Consider the following 18,153-nt stretch of genomic DNA (forward strand, 5'->3'; position numbering starts at 1 on the left):
GCACCATAAATCACGTCCCCAGCAACACTTCCAGGGGGAGAAAAGGTGTCAGGACTCTTTGTGTCAACCAGGCGCTACCTTCTTCGGCCTGCCGCGGGGGCGGAGGGTGGAATCTAGGTTCAGGCGGCGGGCAATGGACTGGGGCCAATCGGGATCGCCGAAGGGGGAGCCTCGGCGGATCGCGTGGCGGACGGCGTCGACTTCTTTCTTGGACATCGCCTGATTGACTCGGTCTTTCCAACGACCAGGTCGGGCGATCGGCCACGGCGTCAGGAGATCGGGCTTTCGCCGCGGCTTGGCCAACCAACGGGCGAGCGATCCCCATTTCCAATCTTCGGCCGAGTTCACCAGGCCCGCCTGCCGGGCATTGCGTTCGACATAACGACATACGACCAGAAAGTGCCCGTCGTCTTGCACCGGAAAACTCTTGAACCGCCCTTGATAGATGTGCCCTTCGCCGGAGGTGTGGCGGTGCGCGTGTCGGCGCATCGTGTGCGTCAGGGTGACCCACCGCAGCAAGTCGCTCATGCCGCCGTCAGCCGTGGGGCGGACGACCAAATGCCAATGGTTGGGCATCAGTTGGTAGGCTAAAATTTGACACGGGTACCGCGACAGCCCCTCGGCCAAGATGCGCTGGAACGCGTCGAAATCGTCCGGCTTATCGAAGATCGCCGCCCGAGAGTTGCCTCGATTCAAGGCATGATAAATGCCGCCGGCTTCGTCTGCTCGCTTTGGCCTACCCATGACAGCAGGGTATCATGTGCTGGCGGAGGAAAAAAGAGTCCTGACACCTTTTCTTCGCCGCAAACCGCAAGGCGATCGCCTCGGCGTTCTTCTTAACGTCGGCCAGCATCAAGCCGCGAAGATAAACGAGCGAGTGAGCCCGCACTTCGGGACGGCCGAAGCAAATCTCAAAACGGTGATGCGTTTCGTCCAATCTGTCGGCCGCCTTGGCGCGTAGCCTGTCCATCGTCATCGAAGCGTCCTCCTGACGTCGCTTGCCAAACCATGAACCGGCCAGTTCTTACGAACAATTCCATGTGCTCCGCCAACCTAACGCAATTCCGCCCGGTGCGCGAACAGCAAAAACCACTGCTGTAGAACTAGGTGGCGCTATTTGCCTTCGCAATTTTCTCCCGAAGATCAAGATCAAGATCTTCGTCCATCAGAAAACCTTCCCACCAAAGGTGCAAAATCTGAATATCACCAATCGATAGATCAAACGCAGCGACCAGAAGGATTCTTGCATGGTGATTATCCATTCCATCCAACTGAAATTGCCTCACGGTCGTCGCCAAGCACCGGTTCTCCTCGAATGCCAAACGAAGTTGTAGCGTTAATTCCTTGGGTACTCCCAATTTCAATCCAAAATTAAGCAATTCATTTGCTTTCACCGGATTCAATGTCATTCTCCAAAAAGAACAGTTACGATGCCGTGTCGATCGACACTAATATCCAGAGCCCTGGCAAAGCCATTACGATGCGCCATCTTGCCGGTAAAGGTCTCGAATACGGCCTGTTCAGGCGTTAGGCCCACGGCGATCGCACCATAAATCACGTCCCCAGCAACACTTCCAGCAGATAGGCGTCGTTCCGCCCCGCTTTTAGCCGCTTGTTCTTCACGCCCACCTTGGCCGTTTTGTTGTTCTTCAAGAGGCTCAGGCTCGTTCTTCTTAGCAGGCTGAAGTTAACATCGGCGTGCCCGTTTCGGATGCGGCTTTGGTCCTCGCCGAACGTTACGTCGAGTTGCCAGTGGAGCGAATTCTCGATGCTCCAGTGACCGCGGACCGCTTCGGCGAAGCGTTTGCCCGTGAGATATTTGCTGACGATATAGTAACGCACGTCGCTCGTCTCTTTCCCGTTTTGTTTCACGATGTTGATCGTCATGCCGATCGCTTTCAACTTCTTCCACTTGCTGGCGTACGGAAAGTCCTCCGCATCGATCGGGCAGAGATAATAGTAACGCGACTCTTCGCGGCCATGCCCTTTCTCGTGCGTTTCGTGACGATGAACTTTCAGCTTCTTGAAGTCGACTTCCATCGCGGCGACGAAGTGATCGCGAATCGCCTGGTGCAGGTATCGCTGATTTCCTTTGATCGCCAAGCAATAATCGCCGCCTGCGTCGACGATCTTGGCGGCGATCTCTTTCTGACAACCCATCGCGTCGATTGTCACCAAGCAGCCGGAAACCTCGATGATTTCGAGCAATTTCGGAATCGCCGTGATCTCATTACTCTTCGCGTCGGTCGCTACCTGACCGAGGCTCACATGATTAGCGGTCGCCCAGGCGCTGACCATGTGAATGGCCGCCTTGCTGCTGGCGGCGTCGAAACCGCGCCGCAACGTCTTGCCGTCGATCGCGATGATTTGTCCGTCGGTAATGTCCTGCAGCGCCGTGATCCAACTCAGCAAACACTTCTCGAATTCGGCCGGCTTCAGCGCGCCGAGAATCGCGTTGAATCGATCGTGCGAAGGGACGCCGCTGCTCATGTCGAGAAACCTCGAAAGCCACTCCTTCTTATCCTCCGCCCAATCGGCGATGGCGACAAAATCATCCGCCCCGCCGAGCACGGCGCAGAGCGACATCGTGACGATGTTGACCAGCGGATAAGTCACCTTCCGCGTGCGCGGATCGGTCAGGTCGGTAAAGTGCTGTTGAATCGAAGCGGCCGAAGAAGACATGCGGAAGACCTCCCTGCAAAGCGAACGCCTGGCGGCGAAACGGACATCGCAAAAACGCCAAGAAGTACTTGCCGGATTGTCGCAGATTACCCATCATGGCGCAATCGCCGTGCGCTCCATAGCAGCCCGTTGATTTTCCAAGATTACCCCATCGCCAGTCTGTTCAGGCGAAGGCTATCGGCGGGTTGGGATTTTTCTCTTTTCGTGCTTCAAAAAAGTCTTGGATCGCCATTCGCCCCTTTCTAGCAATCGTCATGATAAAATACGCAAGAAAAACAAGGCCGCACAGCTCCGCCCAGTGCCTTGGTTTGCCGGCGCCGATTAGCTTGCGCAAGATCCGGCCCAGATTGAACGCCGTCGCCGCCATCTTGTAACGCTTTTGGAGCAGAAAAGGTGTCAGGACTCTTTTTTTCGACCAGGCGCTACCTTCTTCGGCCTGCCGCGGGGGCGGAGGGTGGTTTCTAGGTTCAGGCGGCGGGCAATGGACTGGGGCCAATCGGGATCGCCGAAGGGGGAGCCTCGGCGGATCGCGTGGCGGACGGCGTCGACTTCTTTCTTGGACATCGCCTGATTGACTCGGTCTTTCCAATGACCAGGTCGGGCGATCGGCCACGGCGTCAGGAGATCGGGCTTTCGCCGCGGCTTGGCCAACCAACGGGCGAGCGATCCCCATTTCCAATCTTCGGCCGAGTTCACCAGGCCCGCCTGCCGGGCATTGCGTTCGACATAACGACATACGACCAGAAAGTGCCCGTCGTCTTGCACCGGAAAACTCTTGAACCGCCCTTGATAGATGTGCCCTTTGCCGGAAGTGTGGCGGTGCGCGTGTCGGCGCATCGTGTGCGTCAGGGTAACCCACCGCAGCAAGTCGCTCATGCCGCCGTCAGCCGTGGGGCGGACGACCAAATGCCAATGGTTGGGCATCAGTTGGTAGGGTAAAATTCGACACGGGTACCGCGACAGCCCCTCGGCCAAGATGCGCTGGAACGCTTCGAAATCGTCCGGCGTATCGAAGATCGCCGCCCGAGAGTTGCCTCGATTCAAGGCATGATAAATGCCGCCGGCTTCGTCTGCTCGCTTTGGTCTACCCATGACAGCAGGGTATCATGTGCTGGCGGAGGAAAAAAGAGTCCTGACACCTTTTCTTCACTACGCCACATCGCCGGCACGCACTGGGGCACAAGGCGCTACCTCGACATGGACCGCCTGCACGAACTGGAGAAGAGGGAAGACGGCAAAGTTTAAAAAATTGTTTTTGCCGCGCGCGGCAAAAACAATTTTCCAGAGCCAGGCTGAAAATCAAATGTGCGCAACTTGACGGACGGTACCGTAAGCCGACGGCATGCCTGGACATATTTATACCAAAAGTCGAGGCAATTAGGCAAGCAAAAAGAGGGGGTGGTTGGAATGACGAATGTCGAAGGAGCGAATGACGAAGTGGGGCAGAAAGCGAGAGACCGTGGCCATGGCGTGGGGCGACACCGCTGGCTTGTCTCTTGCTTTAGCAGACACTGTCGCAGACGACAGTGCCACCCAATATTGAGAACACCAAGCAGTGTCACCCGTCGCCATATTCTCCTCGATACTCTTTAAAAAGTTCAAATATTGGTCCAGCGGATATCGCACGGCATTCAGGAACATCACCAAGTAGTGTCATTGCCCTTACAAGGTTTAGTCGGTAGAAACGATCGTCGTCGCTATTTTTTTGTTCCCATTTGGCTGCTAATATGTGTGTGATTGCTTTCTCTAAGTCGCCGCCCTGGTGCCAAATCTGCTCAATCTTGGCATTGAGAGTGTCCTTCGTATCTACAGTGGGCTTTTTCAGGTCGTCTATAAGCTCTCGACAATACTTGTCTCGATTAGATTCAATAACTTCAAGCATTGCCTCAACAGAGGCGATCGCCCACGAAAGCCCCAACGACGGAGCGATCTCCTCAAGGACTACGATCGCTTCTGCCGCCCAAAATGGGCTTCGATTCTTATAGTTCTCTTTTGTCTTTATCAGCTGATCCATTATAAATCGCCATTTAGCCGCCTATGGGAGGTGTCCCCGGAACAGAAAAGGTGTCAGGACTCTTTGTGTCAACCAGGCGCTACCTTCTTCGGCCTGCCGCGGGGGCGGAGGGTGGAATCTAGGTTCAGGCGGCGGGCAATGGACTGGGTCCAATCGGGATCGCCGAAGGGGGAGCCTCGGCGGATCGCGTGGCGGACGGCGTCGACTTCTTTCTTGGACATCGCCTGATTGACTCGGTCTTTCCAATGACCAGGTCGGGCGATCGGCCACGGCGTCAGGAGATCGGGCTTTCGCCGCGGCTTGGCCAACCAACGGGCGAGCGATCCCCATTTCCAGTCTTCGGCCAAAGTTACCAGGCCAGCCTGCCGGGCATTGCGTTCGACATAACGACATACGACCAGAAAGTGCCCGTCGTCTTGCACCGGAAAACTCTTGAACCGCCCTTGATAGATGTGCCCTTTGCCGGAAGTATGGCAGTGCGCGTGTCGGCGCATCGTGTGCGTCAGGGTGACCCACCGCAGAAAATCGCTCATGCCGCCGTCAGCCGTGGGGCGGACGACCAAATGCCAATGGTTGGGCATCAGTTGGTAGGCTAAAATTTGACACGGGTACCGCGACAGCCCCTCGGCCAAAATGCGCTCGAACGCGTCGAAATCGTCCGGCTTATCGAAGATCGCCGCCCGAGAGTTGCCTCGATTCAAGGCATGATAAATGCCGCCCGCTTCGTCGGCTCGCTTTGGTCTACCCATGACAGCAGGGTATCATGTGCTGGTGGAGGAAAAAAGAGTCCTGACACCGTTTTTTTATCACCTTTTCCCAGCGGTGTGGGGGAGATGCCTAAGCTCTAAAATCTACGCTTCCCACATAGACTGAATCGTGAGAGAGACACGATGATCGATCAGATTTTTGCGATTACCAAGAAACTGGACATCCCTAATCCAAAGGTGATCGAACGCGTAGAGTCGTTGTTTCACGCCGATCTTCCGCAACTTCGGCAGTATTGGAAACGACTTGGGGTTGGCACGCTTTCCGTTGCAATGCGAGTCTATTCGCCAGAACGAATCGAAGGAGAATTGGAGGAGTTTCGGCGGCGTTGGAAAGAGTATTTCCTCTGGGGTGGCGTGGGCTCGGCGGTCGAGCCAGGCTTTGAGGCGGACGCCATCATCATCGCCGATTCGCTGGATGGCGACGAAGTGATTCAGTTGCCGGATGGGCTTTATCTGTTGCCACGTCATCGCGATGTTGCGGTGCGGATTGGCGATGATCTGGTCGACGCGATTCGGTATATCTGCTCTAGCGGCCAGATTTATACAGACATCCAGTTCTTCTGGTTTGAGTCGTGGGTCGATCGGTTGAGCCGCGAATTCTTGGCTGACCAACTCGATTTCGCGACCGCCCGCGACTTTGTGAATGCGTTGCCGGCCGCCTACTACCAAGAGGAACCCGAGGATAACTACGTCTCGGCCCTGTTGCCGGATATCGAGGGATCGCTGACATTTATTGGCGCTCAGGCGATCCTCCATTCCGATCGATACGCCGACGTCGCGGAATACGTCGCCGCTCTGAAAGAGTTGGGATGTCGGCCGGCATCTTCGTAGCGAACCATCTCGAAGTGTGGAACCTTCCTCCAGTCGTGGAGATGCTCGGCGCAACCGTCACAGTCGTTATCCTTGCTGCGAAACAATGCTGCCGGCGCTCGGCTTTCCGCAGATGCCCCTGCGAAACTCAAGAAAAAAAGGCCGGAAAAACATTGATCGGGCATACTTCCCTCAGAGCGATCGATGGCCAATGTCAGGTGCGGACTCTTTGAGCCGCGACAATGGCCTTTCGATCGCCTTTCTTCGTCGGCTGGAGGTTGTAGTCCTGTCGACAAACGCTTATCGAGTTTGAGGGGCAACTGTGCGCGGCATCGTGTTTTGCGAATTTCTGGATTGGGTCGAAGACCGCTACGGTCTGACCATGGTCGATCGGATCATTCTGCGATCCGAGCTTGCCACCGGAGGCGCCTATACGTCGATCGGCGACTACGATCACGACGAACTACGTCAACTGGTCGCTCAGCTTAGCTCCGCCACGCAGACGACCGAGTCTGAGTTGCTGCACTGTTTGGGAGCGCGGTTGTTCGCTCGTTCTTTTGAGTTTTTTCCGCGCTACTTCGGCAGCGATCATTCCGCGTTTGACGTGCTGTCGAACGTCGACGAACGGATTCGAGTAGAGATCCGCACGCTCTATCCGGATGCGGATGTGCTGAAGTTCGAATGGGGTCATGAAGCTTCCCAGCAGTGGAGCTTCGCCTATCGATCTTCGCTCGCCTGCGCCGACCTGGTGGAGGGAATGCTCACCGCCAGCGTAGAGCGATTCCGCGATCAGATCGAACTGGAACGAGAAGAACTCGAGATAGAACACGAACCCGCCGTATGCTTTCGACTAACGACCCGCGACCCAATTCTCACGCATCCAGCCTTGACGCACTAAAGCGTCAAGCCGAGCGTGAGCGTCGTGCGCGCCAGGAAGCGGAACGTCTGTTCGAGAAAGCGAGTCGAGAGCTTCGGCTTGCTCAGGCCAGGACCGAAGCGTTCGCTTTCCAGCTCGAAGAGCGGAACGTCGCGACGACGGCGATTCTCGATAGCGTTGCGCAAGGGATCATCACCCTGAATCGCAACGGAGTGCTCGAAACGATGAATCTCGCTGCCCAAGAACTCTTCTCGTTTTCGGTCAACTCAGCCAGCCCCACGCGGATCGGAGCGTTGCTGCCGGAATTTGCCGGCGATCCGCTTGGGGAAGCGGCTGAGAGTCGCTCGTTTCTCGCCTTGGTCGGCCAAAGTCGCGAAACGATCGCCCTGCGGAAAGATGGAACTCAAACGCCGGTGGAAGCGACGTTTGGCGAATTGACTCTGGGAGGACGCCGGATTTACACCGGGCTGTTCCGCGACCTGACCCAGCGGAAGCGGCTGGAGATGCAAATCACTCACGCGCAGCGAATGGAGTCGGCCGGCGAACTGGCGGCCGGCATCGCGCATGAAATCAACACGCCGATTCAATACGTGTGCGACAACGCGCAGTATCTGGATCGATCGATCGTCGAACTGACCAACTTTTTTGAGCAGGTCGCGGCCCTGGCTGAGACCACGCCCGCCAACCCGCCCACGGCCGAATTGATGGACCAATTTCGCCGTGAGGCGCTTGACGGGGACTGGGAATTCTTCATCGCCGAGGCGCCCCTGGCGGTCAAGCAGGTGCTGGAAGGCGCCGAGTCGGTCGCCAAGATCGTGCGGGCGATGAAAGAGTTTTCGCATCCCGGCTTGGAAGAACAGGCCGCCGTCGATCTGAACCACGCGCTGCAGAGTACGTTAACGATCTCGCGCAATCAATGGGACGACGTCGCCGAGGTGATCACTGAATTTGACGATTCGTTGCCGCTGGTTAACTGTTTTCCGTGCGACCTGAACCAAGCGTTCCTCAACATCATCATGAATGCCGTCTATGCGATCCGCAAAGCGGCTGACCCCCGAGATGATCGGAAAGGGACGATTTCGATTCGCACGCGATACACCAACGATTGGGTCGAGATTCACATTTGCGACGACGGCGTCGGGATCCCAGAAGAAATCCGGGAAAAGATCTTCGATCCGTTTTTTACGACCAAGGAGATCGGCGAAGGGACCGGGCAAGGCCTGGCGATCGTCCGGTCGATCGTGGTCGGCAAACATCGAGGCGAGATCGAATGCGACTCCAAAGTAGGAGCTGGCGCATCCTTTACGTTGCGTCTCCCTAACTCTACCTGTTCTCTTCACTAACGGAACTAACTAATGCGGGTAATCGTCGCTGATGACAGCACGCTAGTGCGCACGATGCTTCAGGAAACGCTGGACAAAGCGGGCTATGAAGTGATCGCGTACGACAATGGTTCGGACGCCCTCGAGGCGATCTCCAACGGCGAATCGCGGTTAGCGATCCTCGATTGGATGATGCCGGGCTACAGCGGGCTCGAAATCTGTCAGCAGCTGCGCGACAACCGGGCGTCGCAGTGGGTCTATGCGATCCTGTTGACCGCCAAAGATCATCCCGATGATATCCTGCGGGCTTTTGAAGCGGGCGCCAGCGACTACGTGAGCAAACCGTTTCGAGAAGCGGAGCTGCTAGCCCGCATTGCGGTTGGCGCCCGGATGATCAAGCTGCAAACCGAGCTGGCCCAAGCGCAACGCCTGGAGTCGGTCGGCCAACTGGCGGCGGGCATCGCGCACGAGATCAACACGCCGACCCAATACGTCGGCGACAACACCATCTTTTTGAAAGATGCGTTCAAAGACCTCAACGATACGCTCACCCAATGCGACGAACTGCTGAAGGCGGCTCGCAGCGGCAGCTTGACCCCAGCGCTGATGGAAAACGTCGAGCAAGCCTGGAACAACGCCGACATCCCTTATCTTCGCGACGAGATTCCGGAAGCGATCGAACAAACCTTAAAAGGGGTGGAGCAAGTCAGCAAGATTGTCCGGGCGATGAAGGACTTCTCGCATCCGGGCGGCGGCGCCAAGACGATGGTCAACCTGCAAGAAGCCATCGAAACGACGATCGCCGTCGCCCGGAATGAATGGAAGTACGTCGCCGATATCGTCACCCAGTTTGACGAGAACCTGCAGGAGGTCTCCTGTTTTCCCGGCGAACTGAATCAAGCGCTGCTGAACCTGATCGTCAACTCGACGCATGCGATCGGCGACAAGATCGGCGACTCGGCCGAGCAGCAGGGGACAATCACCGTGGGGACGCGGCTGCTGGACGGTTGGGCGGAGATCTTCGTGCAGGATACCGGCGCCGGCATTCCGGAGTCGTGTCGGGCTAAGATCTTTGATCCGTTCTTTACGACCAAACCGGTCGGCAAAGGGACCGGACAAGGCCTGGCGATCACCTATTCGGCCATCGTCGACAAGCATGGGGGCGTGCTCGACTTCAAATCGAAAGAGGGGGAAGGAACCACATTTTTTATCCGCTTGCCAGTTAGCGAACCCTGTGGAGCGACTCTATGAAGAATCGAATTTTATTCGTCGATGATGAGGTCAACGTCCTGAACGCTTATCGTCGTTGGCTGCGCCGGTACGAAGATGAATGGGACGCCCACTACTATAGCTGTCCAGTCGAGGCGTGGAGCGCGCTTCAACGCGAACCGTTTGACGCGATCGTGTCCGACGTCTGCATGCCGCAGATGACCGGCTTTGATCTGCTGGGCCGGATCAAAGAGTGCGATCAGACGCGGGAAGTCGCGGTGATTTTCGTCACCGGTTCGCTGGAAAACGAGTTCACGCAGCGTGCGCTCGATCAAGAAGCGGCCGACTTGATCAACAAGCCGATCGACTTTCATCACCTCCGCGCCCGGATTCGCAATGTGCTGCGGCAAAAACGGGAGAACCTGCTCAGCACGCGGCGGATTCAAAAGCTGGAGCAAATGGTGCTGGACCAATCGGCCGAACTGGCCGCGTCGCGATTGGACGTCATTTGGCGGCTGGGCAAAGCGGCCGAAATGCGCGATGAGGAAATGGGCCGGCACGTGATCCGCGTCGGCGCCTACGCTCGTACGATCGCGGCGACCATGGGACTGGATCAAAAGTTTGTCGACGACCTGTTTCTAGCCGCTCCGCTGCATGACGTCGGCAAGATTGGAGTTCCCGACTATATCTTGCTGAAGCCGGGCAAGTTGAACAAAGAGGAATGGGAGATGATGAAACGCCACTGCGAGCTTGGGGTGGCGATCTTGAATGACGCGTCGAAGTTCCTCACGTTCGCCCGCCGTTTTTCGTACCATCCGACGTCCGAGTTGATCGGCTTTCGCGATGATCCGCTGCTGGAGATGGCGGCCGACATCGCGCACTACCATCACGAACGGTGGGATGGCGGCGGCTATCCATGCGGATTGGCGGGCGCCGCGATCCCGCTGTCGGCGCGCATCACCGCGATCGCGGATGTGTTCGACGCGCTGCGCAACACGCGCCCCTACAAGCCGGCGTACGACATCGTGCAGTCGCTGGAGATTTTGAAACAGGGCGCCGGCACGCACTTTGACCCCGACGTCTACGAGGCGTTTATCTGCTCGCTGGACGAGATCCTGACGCTCGAAGCGGAACTTGCGGATACGCCGGCCAGCCGCGACGCCCCGCCCGATATCGGGTTCCCTTCCTTCCCCCACCTCAATTCGCAAAGCGCCCAGAACGTCGCAGCGTTCTCCAACGCGCAAGGAGAGTCGCATGACGAAGATCTTATTTGTGGATGACCAAGGCAACGTCCTTTCAGCGCTGCGACGAATGCTGCATGGATTCCGCAAGGAATGGGACATGCAGTTCGCCCAGGGTGGACAAGAGGCGATCGAGCTGCTGGAGGAGTTTACGTTTGACGTGGTCGTGACCGACATGCGGATGCCATCGATCGATGGCGCCGAACTGCTGCGCCGCGTTCGCCAGCGCTGGCCGGCGATCGTGCGGATCGTGCTATCGGGGCAGTCCGAGCTGGAGCGGATTTATCGCGCGGTCGGTCCGACCCACGTCTACCTGTCGAAACCTTGCGACGCCGAGCGGATCACCGACGTCGTTTCGCAGTCGTGCGACTTGCGCGAACGTCTACCCAACTCGACCATCAAGCAGTTGATCTCGCAATTGGATCGCGCCCCCTGCCAGGTGAGTGCGCTGGCGGCGCTGGAGAAGGAACTTCGCGACGAAGCCCCCTCGATTGATCGGGTGGGAGAGATCATCGCGTCCGACATTGGGATGACCGCCAAGATTTTGCAGTTGGTTAGCTCTTCCTTTTTTGGACAACCGAAGCGGGTCGCCTCGCCCGAGCAGGCCGTGTCGCTGCTGGGCGTCGAACTGCTGCGGGAACTGGTGTTGAGCGTCGGCATCTTCGAAGCGAGCGACTTTGGCGACATCGACGGCTTTTCGGTCCAGAGCGTGACCGAGCACTCCAATCGGGTCGCCGAATTCGCCAAGCACATCGCCGAGATCGAAGGACAACCGCGCCAGGTGGCGTGCGATTCGTGGTTCGCCGGCAAGCTGCACTTGATCGGCAAGTTGATGCTGGCCCATTGTCTGCCCGCCCAATATCGGCACGCGGTGCAGATGACCAAAGACCGGGGCATCACGCTGTGGCAGGCCGAAATGGAAACCTTTGGCGCCAGTCACGCCGAAGTTGGCAGTTACTTGTTGAGCTTGTGGGGCGCGCCGCGACCGATTTGCGAAGCGGTCTACCTATACCGCACGCCGGGACGGACCGAGCGGATTTTGGAGGACTTCCGGCCAATTACCGCCGTGCTGGCGGCCAACCTGTTGACCCGCACCGAGGATCGCTGGCGAAGACTGGATGATCAGGTGTTTTACGCCTCCGAAACGATTCTCGATCCCCAGTTTCTGACGCAAATGGCTCACTGGCACGCCGCCACGCAGGCGATGTAACGAGAGGTAAGCAAAGATGACGAATCGCATTCTCTTGGTCGATGACGAACCGAATATTTTAAGCGGCTACCGCCGCCATTTGCGGAAGAATTTTGAGGTCGAAGTTGCCGAAGGGGGCAAACGTGCCTTGGAGATTCTGGACGCCGAAGGTCCGTTTGCGGTGGTCGTTTCCGACATGCAAATGCCGGACGTTTCCGGCTTGACCGTGTTGACGCACGCCGCCGACAAATACCCCGACACCACGCGAATCATGCTGACCGGCAACGCCGACCAGGAAACGGCGGTGACCGCGGTTAACCAAGGCCGGATCTTTCGCTTCCTGAACAAGCCATGCCAGCCCGATGCGCTGGCCGCGGCGATCAACGTCGGCCTGCGGCACTACGAATTGATCAAAGCGGAACAAGCGTTGCTGACGAAAACGTTGGCCGGCAGCGTCAGCTTGTTGACCGAAGTGTTGTCGATGGTCAATCCGGTCGCGTTCGGTCGCACCAGTCACATCCGCCGGACTGTCAGCGGCATCTGCGGGCAACTGAAGCTGCAAAACGCATGGGAAATCGACGTCGCCGCGATGCTGTCGCAAGTCGGCTTTGTGACGATTCCGGAGGCGGTTTTGCAGCGCTACTACAACGGATCTTCACTGACGCCGGAAGAGACCGCGTCGATTGAAGATCACCCGCGCGTCGGCAAAACGCTAATCGCCAAGATTCCGCGGCTAAAGGGAGTTGCCGAGATCATCGGCGCTCAGCGATTGCGGTATGACGGTAAGGACGCGCCGAAGTCCGGCGGCGCTGTCGGCGATGACATTCCGACCGGCGCCCGGATCTTGAAGTTGGTGACCGACTTTGATGCGCTGACCGCGCAAGGGATCGGCGCCCCTGATGCGATCTCGCAGCTTACGGCGCGGGCCGGCGCTTACGATACGTCGCTATTACCGCTGTTGATGAAAGCGGTTGACGCATGCTACGTCACCCGCCTGGTGAAGCTGATCGACCTGAACGATTCGATGGTGTTCGAAGAGGCGGTCGAAACGACGTCCGGGCAAGTTCTGGTCGCCAGCGGTCAGCAGGTTTCGCCGTCGATTCGCGAGCGGCTGCTCAGCTTCGCCAAGTCGGCGCAAGGGGTGAAGCAGCCGATCAAAGTTCGTTGCCCGGTTGAGAATGCTCCGAAAGAAGCGGCCGCAGCAACGCCAGCCACGGCGACGACGCCCGCGGGAGCGAACTAAGCCGCCGCCATCGGAGCCGCGTCGTCGCCTCCGACTTCTTTCAAACGTTGATCATCATCGGCAGTTCGATCTTGTTGATGGCCATCGTGTTGGTCGATTTTGGCGGACCGACGCAGTTGTTTGCGGCGCTGGAGCAATCGGCCGGACCCGAGGCGGCCAGCGTCTTTCCGCCGATGGGGCACGAGGTGCTTGGCTTTGTGGCGATCGCCGCCTGGACGATGGGAACCGCGATTGGCTATGGCGGCGACGCGGCTCCGATGGCCGGGGCGATGGAAGGACAGCGGATATTATCGTATAAAAACGAACGAGAGTCGGCCAAGATGTACGTCTCGACGATGGTGGTGCTGTTTCTGCTGCTGGCGACGTTGACCTTGCCCGGCTTGGCCGCGATGGTTCACTGGCCCGAGGTGGGAACCGAAGCGCAAAAGGAACTAGCCTACGGAATGCTGTTGGCCAAGTATTTGCCGCCAGGCTTGTTGGGGTTGGCGCTAAGCGCTGTGTTGGCGTCGATTATGAGTACGGTCAGCTCCAACATGAACTTTGGCGCCCAGGTGTTGGTCAATGACGTTTATCAGCGCTCGTTGGTCAAACAGGCGTCGACGAAACACTACCTGCTGATGGGGCGGATCTTTTCGGCCGGGATTTTGATCTTGGGTGTGGTGGTCGCGGTCGCGGCGACCAATGTGATTCAGACTCGATCTTCATGCTGGGTCTATCTTCCGCCGAGTTGACCGCCAACTGGGCGCAATGGTGGTGGTGGCGATTTAACGGTTGGGCGCGGCTGACAGCTTCGCTGGGAGGCCCGTTGATTTTTGTGGTCAACAAGCTGTTTCTGTTCCCTAACCCTTGGTTTTCGTTTCCGTACCTGTTCGACTTTGGCCCGCACAACGACTACCTGTTGATTTTCGTCTCGATGGGGATGACGCTGATCGCCTGGGTGACGGTTGCGCTGTTGACCAAGCCGGAGCCGATGCCGCAGCTGATCGACTTCTACCGTCGCGCTCGCCCGTACGGCTTTTGGGGGCCGGTCGCCGAGGCGGCGGGAGAGCCGCGACCGCCCAAGGGACGGATCGCCGTTGGCTTTGTCGTTGCACCGTTTGGTACGGTGATGGCCTCGGCGGGGATTCTGGCCCTATCGCTGCTCTATCTCGGGCGATGGAGTGAAGCGACGATTGCGGTGGTGACGATGGTACTCGCGGGGGCCGTTTTTTACGTTGGGTTCAGCAAGCTGCTGCCATCAGCCGGCGAGTCGAGTCCGGAACCGCCGCAAGAGGATTTGTCGGAAACGGAGCTTTCCGAAAGTTCGTTGGTTGAAACCTGATCGGCGGACCGGTTCAATAGGGGAAACGGCCGCATCGCTCGTTTCTTGGTTTACCCCTTCGCTACGCTGCTGTTAGGAAAAGATGTCTGTTGATTTTAGTCGTCCAAAGCGGGTCCGTTTAAGCGATATCGCCGAGCGAGTCGGCGTCTCGCGCCGCGCCGTATCGGCCGTCTTGCTGGGTACCGGCGGAGGTCGGGTCGGCGTCGGCGATCAGAAGGCGAGCGAGATTCGCAGCGTCGCCGAGGCGATGGGTTATCAACCCAAGCTGGCGGCGCGGCAATTGGTCGGCAAGCGATCGCATACATACGGTTTGCTGGTCGCGTCGGCGGGAGATCCGCTCCGCTCGTTTTTGATTCAGCATCTGGACGAAGAAGCGGTCGCCCATGGCAATCGCACCTTGATCGGCAACACGGTTGTGGCGCCTGACCGCTTTGAGAAGACGGTCCAGCTGTTTACCAATAGCGGCGTCGACGGCGTGCTGTGCGCCGTTCATAAGTGGTTGCCTGGCGATCGAGAGGCGCTGCTGAAGCAACACCCCTGCACCATCTTCTACGAAGATCCAGGGATCGACGGCGCCGCGTTTGTAGCGACCGATCGGGTGAGCGCTGCCCGGCAAGCGACTCATTACTTGCTGGAGTCCGGACGCCAACGGATAGGACTGGCGCTGACGGCCATCGACCTGGCGCACCAAAAAGCGGCGCAGGCGATGGTTTCGTTGCTCGAACAGATGATCAGCGGCGCGGAGCTTTCGCCCGAGCAGCGCCAAGTGCGGGTGGAGCCGTAGTTGATTGTGCGCGAATCGGCGTAAGGGCGCATCACGTTTCCGCCGCTTAAACCCGCTCGAGTGGCGGAATTCCTGAATTTTCACCCAGTGGACGTTCGTCTTACGGGCGCCGGTTATGTCGAAATGGCCGCCTAGGGTGGCGACTTTCTCGACACGCTATCACGCGATTCGCGTTTCTTAGCTGCCTGTTGAAAAATGCCATCGTGGCATTTTCCAACCTCGCCAGGCTCAGAGCGTAGCTCTTCGCGGCTCGCAAAATAACGACTTACGTCGCTATTTTGGGATCGCATCCGTGCGATCACGCAGTCCGTCGAGAAAATCAACGGACTGTTAGGCCGATCTTGCCGGGAATCAACGATGGTATGACGTTTGCAAGTTGGTAGAGACTCGCCTTGTACGCCGCGAATCTGCGGAGGCGAGTTCCTCACAACTACGCGCCATGGATGGGCCGGAGATCGCATGACTGGAAAAACTTCGCCGTACGTCGTCTTGTTCGTTTGTTTGTTTTATGGGACCGGAATCTCAGCGGTCTCTCTTGAAAGTGAAGTTTGGGCGGACCAACCGCCGGCGGAGAACCCGGCTCGTACCGATATCGAAACGAAAAAGACGATTGATCGTGGTCTGACGTGGCTGGTATCGACCATTCACAAAGATGGAACGGTGGGGCCTGACGTTTACCACGAGTCAAACTTGGCTTGTACAGCGATGGTTGGTTTGGCCTTGATGACCGAAGGAAGCACGGCTTACGGGGGACGGTATTCGAAAGAAAGTCGCCGCGTCTTGGGTGGCGTACTTGATCTGGTGGAACGTCGCAAGTTGGACGGGGGCGAGTCGAAGGCCGAGACGCTTGTGCAGCACAAGATCGGAGCGAACGCCGATGTGTTTCTGGCGACGCTCTATTTGAGCGAGGTCTATTATGAGGCGCCGGGATACGAAAAGGATATCGAAGAAGCGCTGAACCGTTTGATTCGGCACATTTGTCAAAGCCAACGCGCCGACGGCATGTGGGGAGACGAAAGTTGGGCGCCGATCCTGGGAACCGTCCTCGGTTGGGAAAGTCTGCGCTCGGCCCATTCGGCCGGTTTCAAAATCAACGCGTCCTCCCGTTTGGTCGCTGAGGCCCTGATCAAACGTCTCCGCGACAAGTCGAAAGACAAAGGGGGTTGGATGCACACCTTCTACAAAAACGCTTCGTCGCTACGCGTCTTGTACTCGATGGACTATCGGGACGATCCGCTGTTTGCGCAGAGCGTCGAGGACTTGCTGGCGCTGACGAAGGAGCGTTCGCCGACGTTTGAATTGGCTGGGGGCGAAGAGTTCCTGTCGTATTACCTGGTGACGCAGTGCATGCTGAAGGAGCCCGACAACGCTGAGTGGGCCCAGTGGCATCCCCATGTTCGGAAGGCGCTGATCCGACTGCAAAACGGCGACGGAAGCTGGACGGGACATCATTGCATTAGGGACCGGACGTTCTGCACTGCGGCGGCGCTGATGACCCTGTTGTCGACCAACTACCATCTCTCGGTCAGCGATTTATGAACCGCCGTCGATTCTTGTCGATAGCGGCGGCCGGCGCCACGTTGCCAACAGTCGCTTGGTCCGTCGAAAGCGAAAAGTCCCGAGGCATGGGAGAAGCGACGGTCGACCAGGCGATCGACTGGCTGATCGCACACCAGTCGGCCGATGGCGCTTGGCGATCGCGCACCTATTCGGAGTTGCGATCAGGTATCGGCACGACAGCTCTGGCCGCCCTTGCGTTAGTTCGATCATGGAAAGCGACCGAGCCGAAAGTGGTCTCAGCACTTGGCAAGGGAGTGCAATTTCTCAAAGACCAATTCTCGCGAGATGATTCGTTGGGAGTTGGAGCCGACTATCCGACGTACGTCGCCGCGATGCTGATCATGGTGCTGATCGAATTGGAATCTACCAGTGAGCGGGAACTTCGTGAACGTCTAGTTACGCAACTAATCGACCGACAGCGAATTGGTCGTCATGGCTATCTGCCTGGCGACGCCGATTTTGGCGGATGGGCGCCTGGTTTGGAGGTCAAGGCCGATCCATCCGCGGCGGCCGCAAATATTTCGATCACTTCTCATGTCTTGCAGGCGCTACGCGCCGCCGATGCGATCACGCCCGAAATGAGAACCTCCGCCGAGACTTATCTTCGGCGGCTGCAGTACAACGATCCGCAGTCGAAGCTGGTGGGAGGATTTACGTATACCGCGGCGTTCGACTCGCCCTTGAACAAGGCAGGCTTCGATGTCGCAACGAATGGGAAACGACATGCGCTGCCTTATCATTCGGCGACTTGCGACGGGCTGCTCGCGCTGGCGGCCTGCGACCCGCACCGACAAGACAACTCGTTTCGCTTGGCGACGTCGGCGTTAGCCGCAATGCCGTTGCCGCGGCTTTCCCGAGCGCCGGTCGATGTGGGGCAGATCGACCGCGTCCAGGGAGGCTTGTTTTTCTACGCCGCCGCGGCCCTGTCGCGGTTGCCTTCATTGACGACGACAGGGCACGCGCGTCTCACCGTTTGGCATTCGCTGCGGCGGTCACAACAGGTTGATGGCTGCTGGCGAAATCCACTTCCCTGGATGCGAGAAGACGACCCGCTGGTCGCAACTAGTTTCGCGATTGAGGCAATGTCGGCGCTCAGTCGACCGAAGTAGAAGGCAGCCAGCTTCAAATTGACGC

At 58.0% G+C, this 18,153-nt stretch carries 20 protein-coding genes and 1 pseudogene; 12 read left to right on the forward strand and 9 right to left on the reverse strand.

All coding sequences use genetic code 11. The features are described 5' to 3' along the window. Window positions 1–63 precede the first annotated feature (63 nt). The 8 genes from Enr8_RS08460 to Enr8_RS08500 all read right to left on the reverse strand — a co-directional run bounded on the left by Enr8_RS08460 (window position 64) and on the right by Enr8_RS08500 (window position 5,445). Window positions 64–744 (reverse strand): transposase, encoded by a 681-nt coding sequence (locus tag Enr8_RS08460; RefSeq protein WP_146430427.1) that lies wholly within the window; start codon window positions 742–744, stop codon window positions 64–66. After that, on the reverse strand, window positions 737–976 hold the full coding sequence (locus Enr8_RS08465) for a transposase (protein WP_146430429.1): 240 nt from the start codon (window positions 974–976) through the stop codon (window positions 737–739). The genes Enr8_RS08460 and Enr8_RS08465 overlap by 8 nt, the downstream gene beginning before the upstream one ends. 127 nt (window positions 977–1,103) lie before the next feature. After that, window positions 1,104–1,403 (reverse strand): hypothetical protein, encoded by a 300-nt coding sequence (locus Enr8_RS08470; protein ID WP_146430432.1) that lies wholly within the window; start codon window positions 1,401–1,403, stop codon window positions 1,104–1,106. A gap of 151 nt (window positions 1,404–1,554) precedes the next feature. After that, on the reverse strand, window positions 1,555–2,682 hold the full coding sequence (locus tag Enr8_RS08475) for an ISAs1 family transposase (RefSeq protein ID WP_146430434.1): 1,128 nt from the start codon (window positions 2,680–2,682) through the stop codon (window positions 1,555–1,557). A gap of 163 nt (window positions 2,683–2,845) precedes the next feature. Next, window positions 2,846–3,049: a hypothetical protein gene (locus Enr8_RS25305; protein WP_186767602.1), complete on the reverse strand. Its 204-nt coding sequence runs from the start codon at window positions 3,047–3,049 to the stop codon at window positions 2,846–2,848. Window positions 3,050–3,078: 29 nt separating this feature from the next. Next, complete coding sequence (locus Enr8_RS08485) at window positions 3,079–3,774, reverse strand: transposase (protein ID WP_146430440.1); 696 nt, start codon at window positions 3,772–3,774, stop codon at window positions 3,079–3,081. A 466-nt stretch (window positions 3,775–4,240) separates the two neighbouring features. Next, window positions 4,241–4,696: a hypothetical protein gene (locus Enr8_RS08495; protein WP_146430445.1), complete on the reverse strand. Its 456-nt coding sequence runs from the start codon at window positions 4,694–4,696 to the stop codon at window positions 4,241–4,243. Between the two features lie 68 nt (window positions 4,697–4,764). Next, a complete protein-coding gene (locus Enr8_RS08500; protein ID WP_146430448.1) occupies window positions 4,765–5,445 on the reverse strand; it encodes a transposase in 681 nt (226 codons plus the stop codon). A 141-nt stretch (window positions 5,446–5,586) separates the two neighbouring features. Between Enr8_RS08500 and Enr8_RS08505 the strand changes: the two genes are divergently transcribed. Then, entirely contained in the window at window positions 5,587–6,294 is a 708-nt protein-coding gene (locus tag Enr8_RS08505; protein ID WP_146430450.1) for a hypothetical protein, read from the forward strand. 313 nt (window positions 6,295–6,607) lie between these two features. Then, window positions 6,608–7,171 (forward strand): heme NO-binding domain-containing protein, encoded by a 564-nt coding sequence (locus tag Enr8_RS08510; protein WP_186767523.1) that lies wholly within the window; start codon window positions 6,608–6,610, stop codon window positions 7,169–7,171. Here Enr8_RS08510 and Enr8_RS26095 read toward each other — a convergent pair. Then, the gene (locus tag Enr8_RS26095; protein ID WP_246120062.1) at window positions 7,168–7,335 is read right to left on the reverse strand and encodes a hypothetical protein; all 168 of its coding nucleotides are present in this window, start codon (window positions 7,333–7,335) and stop codon (window positions 7,168–7,170) included. The two genes, Enr8_RS08510 and Enr8_RS26095, sit on opposite strands and share 4 nt — an antisense overlap. A 27-nt stretch (window positions 7,336–7,362) precedes the next feature. Between Enr8_RS26095 and Enr8_RS08515 the strand changes: the two genes are divergently transcribed. From Enr8_RS08515 to Enr8_RS08560, 10 genes and pseudogenes are all read left to right on the forward strand, one after another. Then, on the forward strand, window positions 7,363–8,493 hold the full coding sequence (locus Enr8_RS08515) for a sensor histidine kinase (protein WP_246120052.1): 1,131 nt from the start codon (window positions 7,363–7,365) through the stop codon (window positions 8,491–8,493). A 12-nt stretch (window positions 8,494–8,505) separates the two neighbouring features. Next, the gene (locus Enr8_RS08520) at window positions 8,506–9,723 is read left to right on the forward strand and encodes a hybrid sensor histidine kinase/response regulator (protein WP_146430458.1); all 1,218 of its coding nucleotides are present in this window, start codon (window positions 8,506–8,508) and stop codon (window positions 9,721–9,723) included. Beyond that, window positions 9,720–10,961, forward strand: coding sequence for an HD domain-containing phosphohydrolase (locus tag Enr8_RS08525; protein WP_146430460.1), 1,242 nt, complete (start codon window positions 9,720–9,722; stop codon window positions 10,959–10,961). The genes Enr8_RS08520 and Enr8_RS08525 overlap by 4 nt, the downstream gene beginning before the upstream one ends. Then, window positions 10,936–12,132 (forward strand): HDOD domain-containing protein, encoded by a 1,197-nt coding sequence (locus tag Enr8_RS08530; RefSeq protein WP_146430463.1) that lies wholly within the window; start codon window positions 10,936–10,938, stop codon window positions 12,130–12,132. Before Enr8_RS08525 ends, Enr8_RS08530 begins: the two co-directional genes overlap by 26 nt. Window positions 12,133–12,148: 16 nt before the next feature. Further along, window positions 12,149–13,354, forward strand: a complete 1,206-nt coding sequence (locus Enr8_RS08535) for an HD domain-containing phosphohydrolase (RefSeq protein ID WP_146430465.1) — start codon at window positions 12,149–12,151, stop codon at window positions 13,352–13,354. A 35-nt stretch (window positions 13,355–13,389) separates the two neighbouring features. Then, window positions 13,390–14,085 (forward strand): annotated as a pseudogene (locus Enr8_RS08540) (sodium:solute symporter family transporter); the annotation flags it as partial. Next, window positions 14,058–14,675, forward strand: a complete 618-nt coding sequence (locus Enr8_RS08545) for a hypothetical protein (RefSeq protein WP_146430470.1) — start codon at window positions 14,058–14,060, stop codon at window positions 14,673–14,675. The pseudogene Enr8_RS08540 and the gene Enr8_RS08545, both read left to right, overlap by 28 nt. An 82-nt stretch (window positions 14,676–14,757) precedes the next feature. Beyond that, window positions 14,758–15,459, forward strand: coding sequence for a LacI family DNA-binding transcriptional regulator (locus Enr8_RS08550; protein ID WP_146430473.1), 702 nt, complete (start codon window positions 14,758–14,760; stop codon window positions 15,457–15,459). A 459-nt stretch (window positions 15,460–15,918) separates the two neighbouring features. Continuing rightward, window positions 15,919–16,998 (forward strand): prenyltransferase/squalene oxidase repeat-containing protein, encoded by a 1,080-nt coding sequence (locus tag Enr8_RS08555; RefSeq protein ID WP_146430475.1) that lies wholly within the window; start codon window positions 15,919–15,921, stop codon window positions 16,996–16,998. After that, window positions 16,995–18,128 carry a prenyltransferase/squalene oxidase repeat-containing protein gene (locus tag Enr8_RS08560; RefSeq protein WP_146430478.1) on the forward strand — a complete coding sequence of 378 codons (1,134 nt, stop codon included), beginning with the start codon at window positions 16,995–16,997 and terminating at the stop codon, window positions 18,126–18,128. Before Enr8_RS08555 ends, Enr8_RS08560 begins: the two co-directional genes overlap by 4 nt. Window positions 18,129–18,153: the final 25 nt, after the last annotated feature.

It is taken from the genome of Blastopirellula retiformator (assembly GCF_007859755.1).
GTDB classification, from domain to species: domain Bacteria; phylum Planctomycetota; class Planctomycetia; order Pirellulales; family Pirellulaceae; genus Blastopirellula; species Blastopirellula retiformator.

Bases quoted from the DNA above. Each gene is read 5' to 3' on its own strand.
- Enr8_RS08560 (WP_146430478.1), top strand. From the start codon at position 16,995: ATGAACCGCCGTCGATTCTTGTCGATAGCGGCGGCCGGCGCCACGTTG.
- Enr8_RS25305 (WP_186767602.1), bottom strand. From the start codon at position 3,049: ATGGCGGCGACGGCGTTCAATCTGGGCCGGATCTTGCGCAAGCTAATC.
- Enr8_RS08535 (WP_146430465.1), top strand. From the start codon at position 12,149: ATGACGAATCGCATTCTCTTGGTCGATGACGAACCGAATATTTTAAGC.
- Enr8_RS08525 (WP_146430460.1), top strand. From the start codon at position 9,720: ATGAAGAATCGAATTTTATTCGTCGATGATGAGGTCAACGTCCTGAAC.
- Enr8_RS08475 (WP_146430434.1), bottom strand. From the start codon at position 2,682: ATGTCTTCTTCGGCCGCTTCGATTCAACAGCACTTTACCGACCTGACC.
- Enr8_RS08500 (WP_146430448.1), bottom strand. From the start codon at position 5,445: ATGGGTAGACCAAAGCGAGCCGACGAAGCGGGCGGCATTTATCATGCC.
- Enr8_RS08555 (WP_146430475.1), top strand. From the start codon at position 15,919: ATGACTGGAAAAACTTCGCCGTACGTCGTCTTGTTCGTTTGTTTGTTT.
- Enr8_RS08465 (WP_146430429.1), bottom strand. From the start codon at position 976: ATGACGATGGACAGGCTACGCGCCAAGGCGGCCGACAGATTGGACGAA.
- Enr8_RS08485 (WP_146430440.1), bottom strand. From the start codon at position 3,774: ATGGGTAGACCAAAGCGAGCAGACGAAGCCGGCGGCATTTATCATGCC.
- Enr8_RS08495 (WP_146430445.1), bottom strand. From the start codon at position 4,696: ATGGATCAGCTGATAAAGACAAAAGAGAACTATAAGAATCGAAGCCCA.
- Enr8_RS08550 (WP_146430473.1), top strand. From the start codon at position 14,758: ATGTCTGTTGATTTTAGTCGTCCAAAGCGGGTCCGTTTAAGCGATATC.
- Enr8_RS08530 (WP_146430463.1), top strand. From the start codon at position 10,936: ATGACGAAGATCTTATTTGTGGATGACCAAGGCAACGTCCTTTCAGCG.
- Enr8_RS08545 (WP_146430470.1), top strand. From the start codon at position 14,058: ATGCTGGGTCTATCTTCCGCCGAGTTGACCGCCAACTGGGCGCAATGG.
- Enr8_RS08520 (WP_146430458.1), top strand. From the start codon at position 8,506: ATGCGGGTAATCGTCGCTGATGACAGCACGCTAGTGCGCACGATGCTT.
- Enr8_RS08460 (WP_146430427.1), bottom strand. From the start codon at position 744: ATGGGTAGGCCAAAGCGAGCAGACGAAGCCGGCGGCATTTATCATGCC.
- Enr8_RS08505 (WP_146430450.1), top strand. From the start codon at position 5,587: ATGATCGATCAGATTTTTGCGATTACCAAGAAACTGGACATCCCTAAT.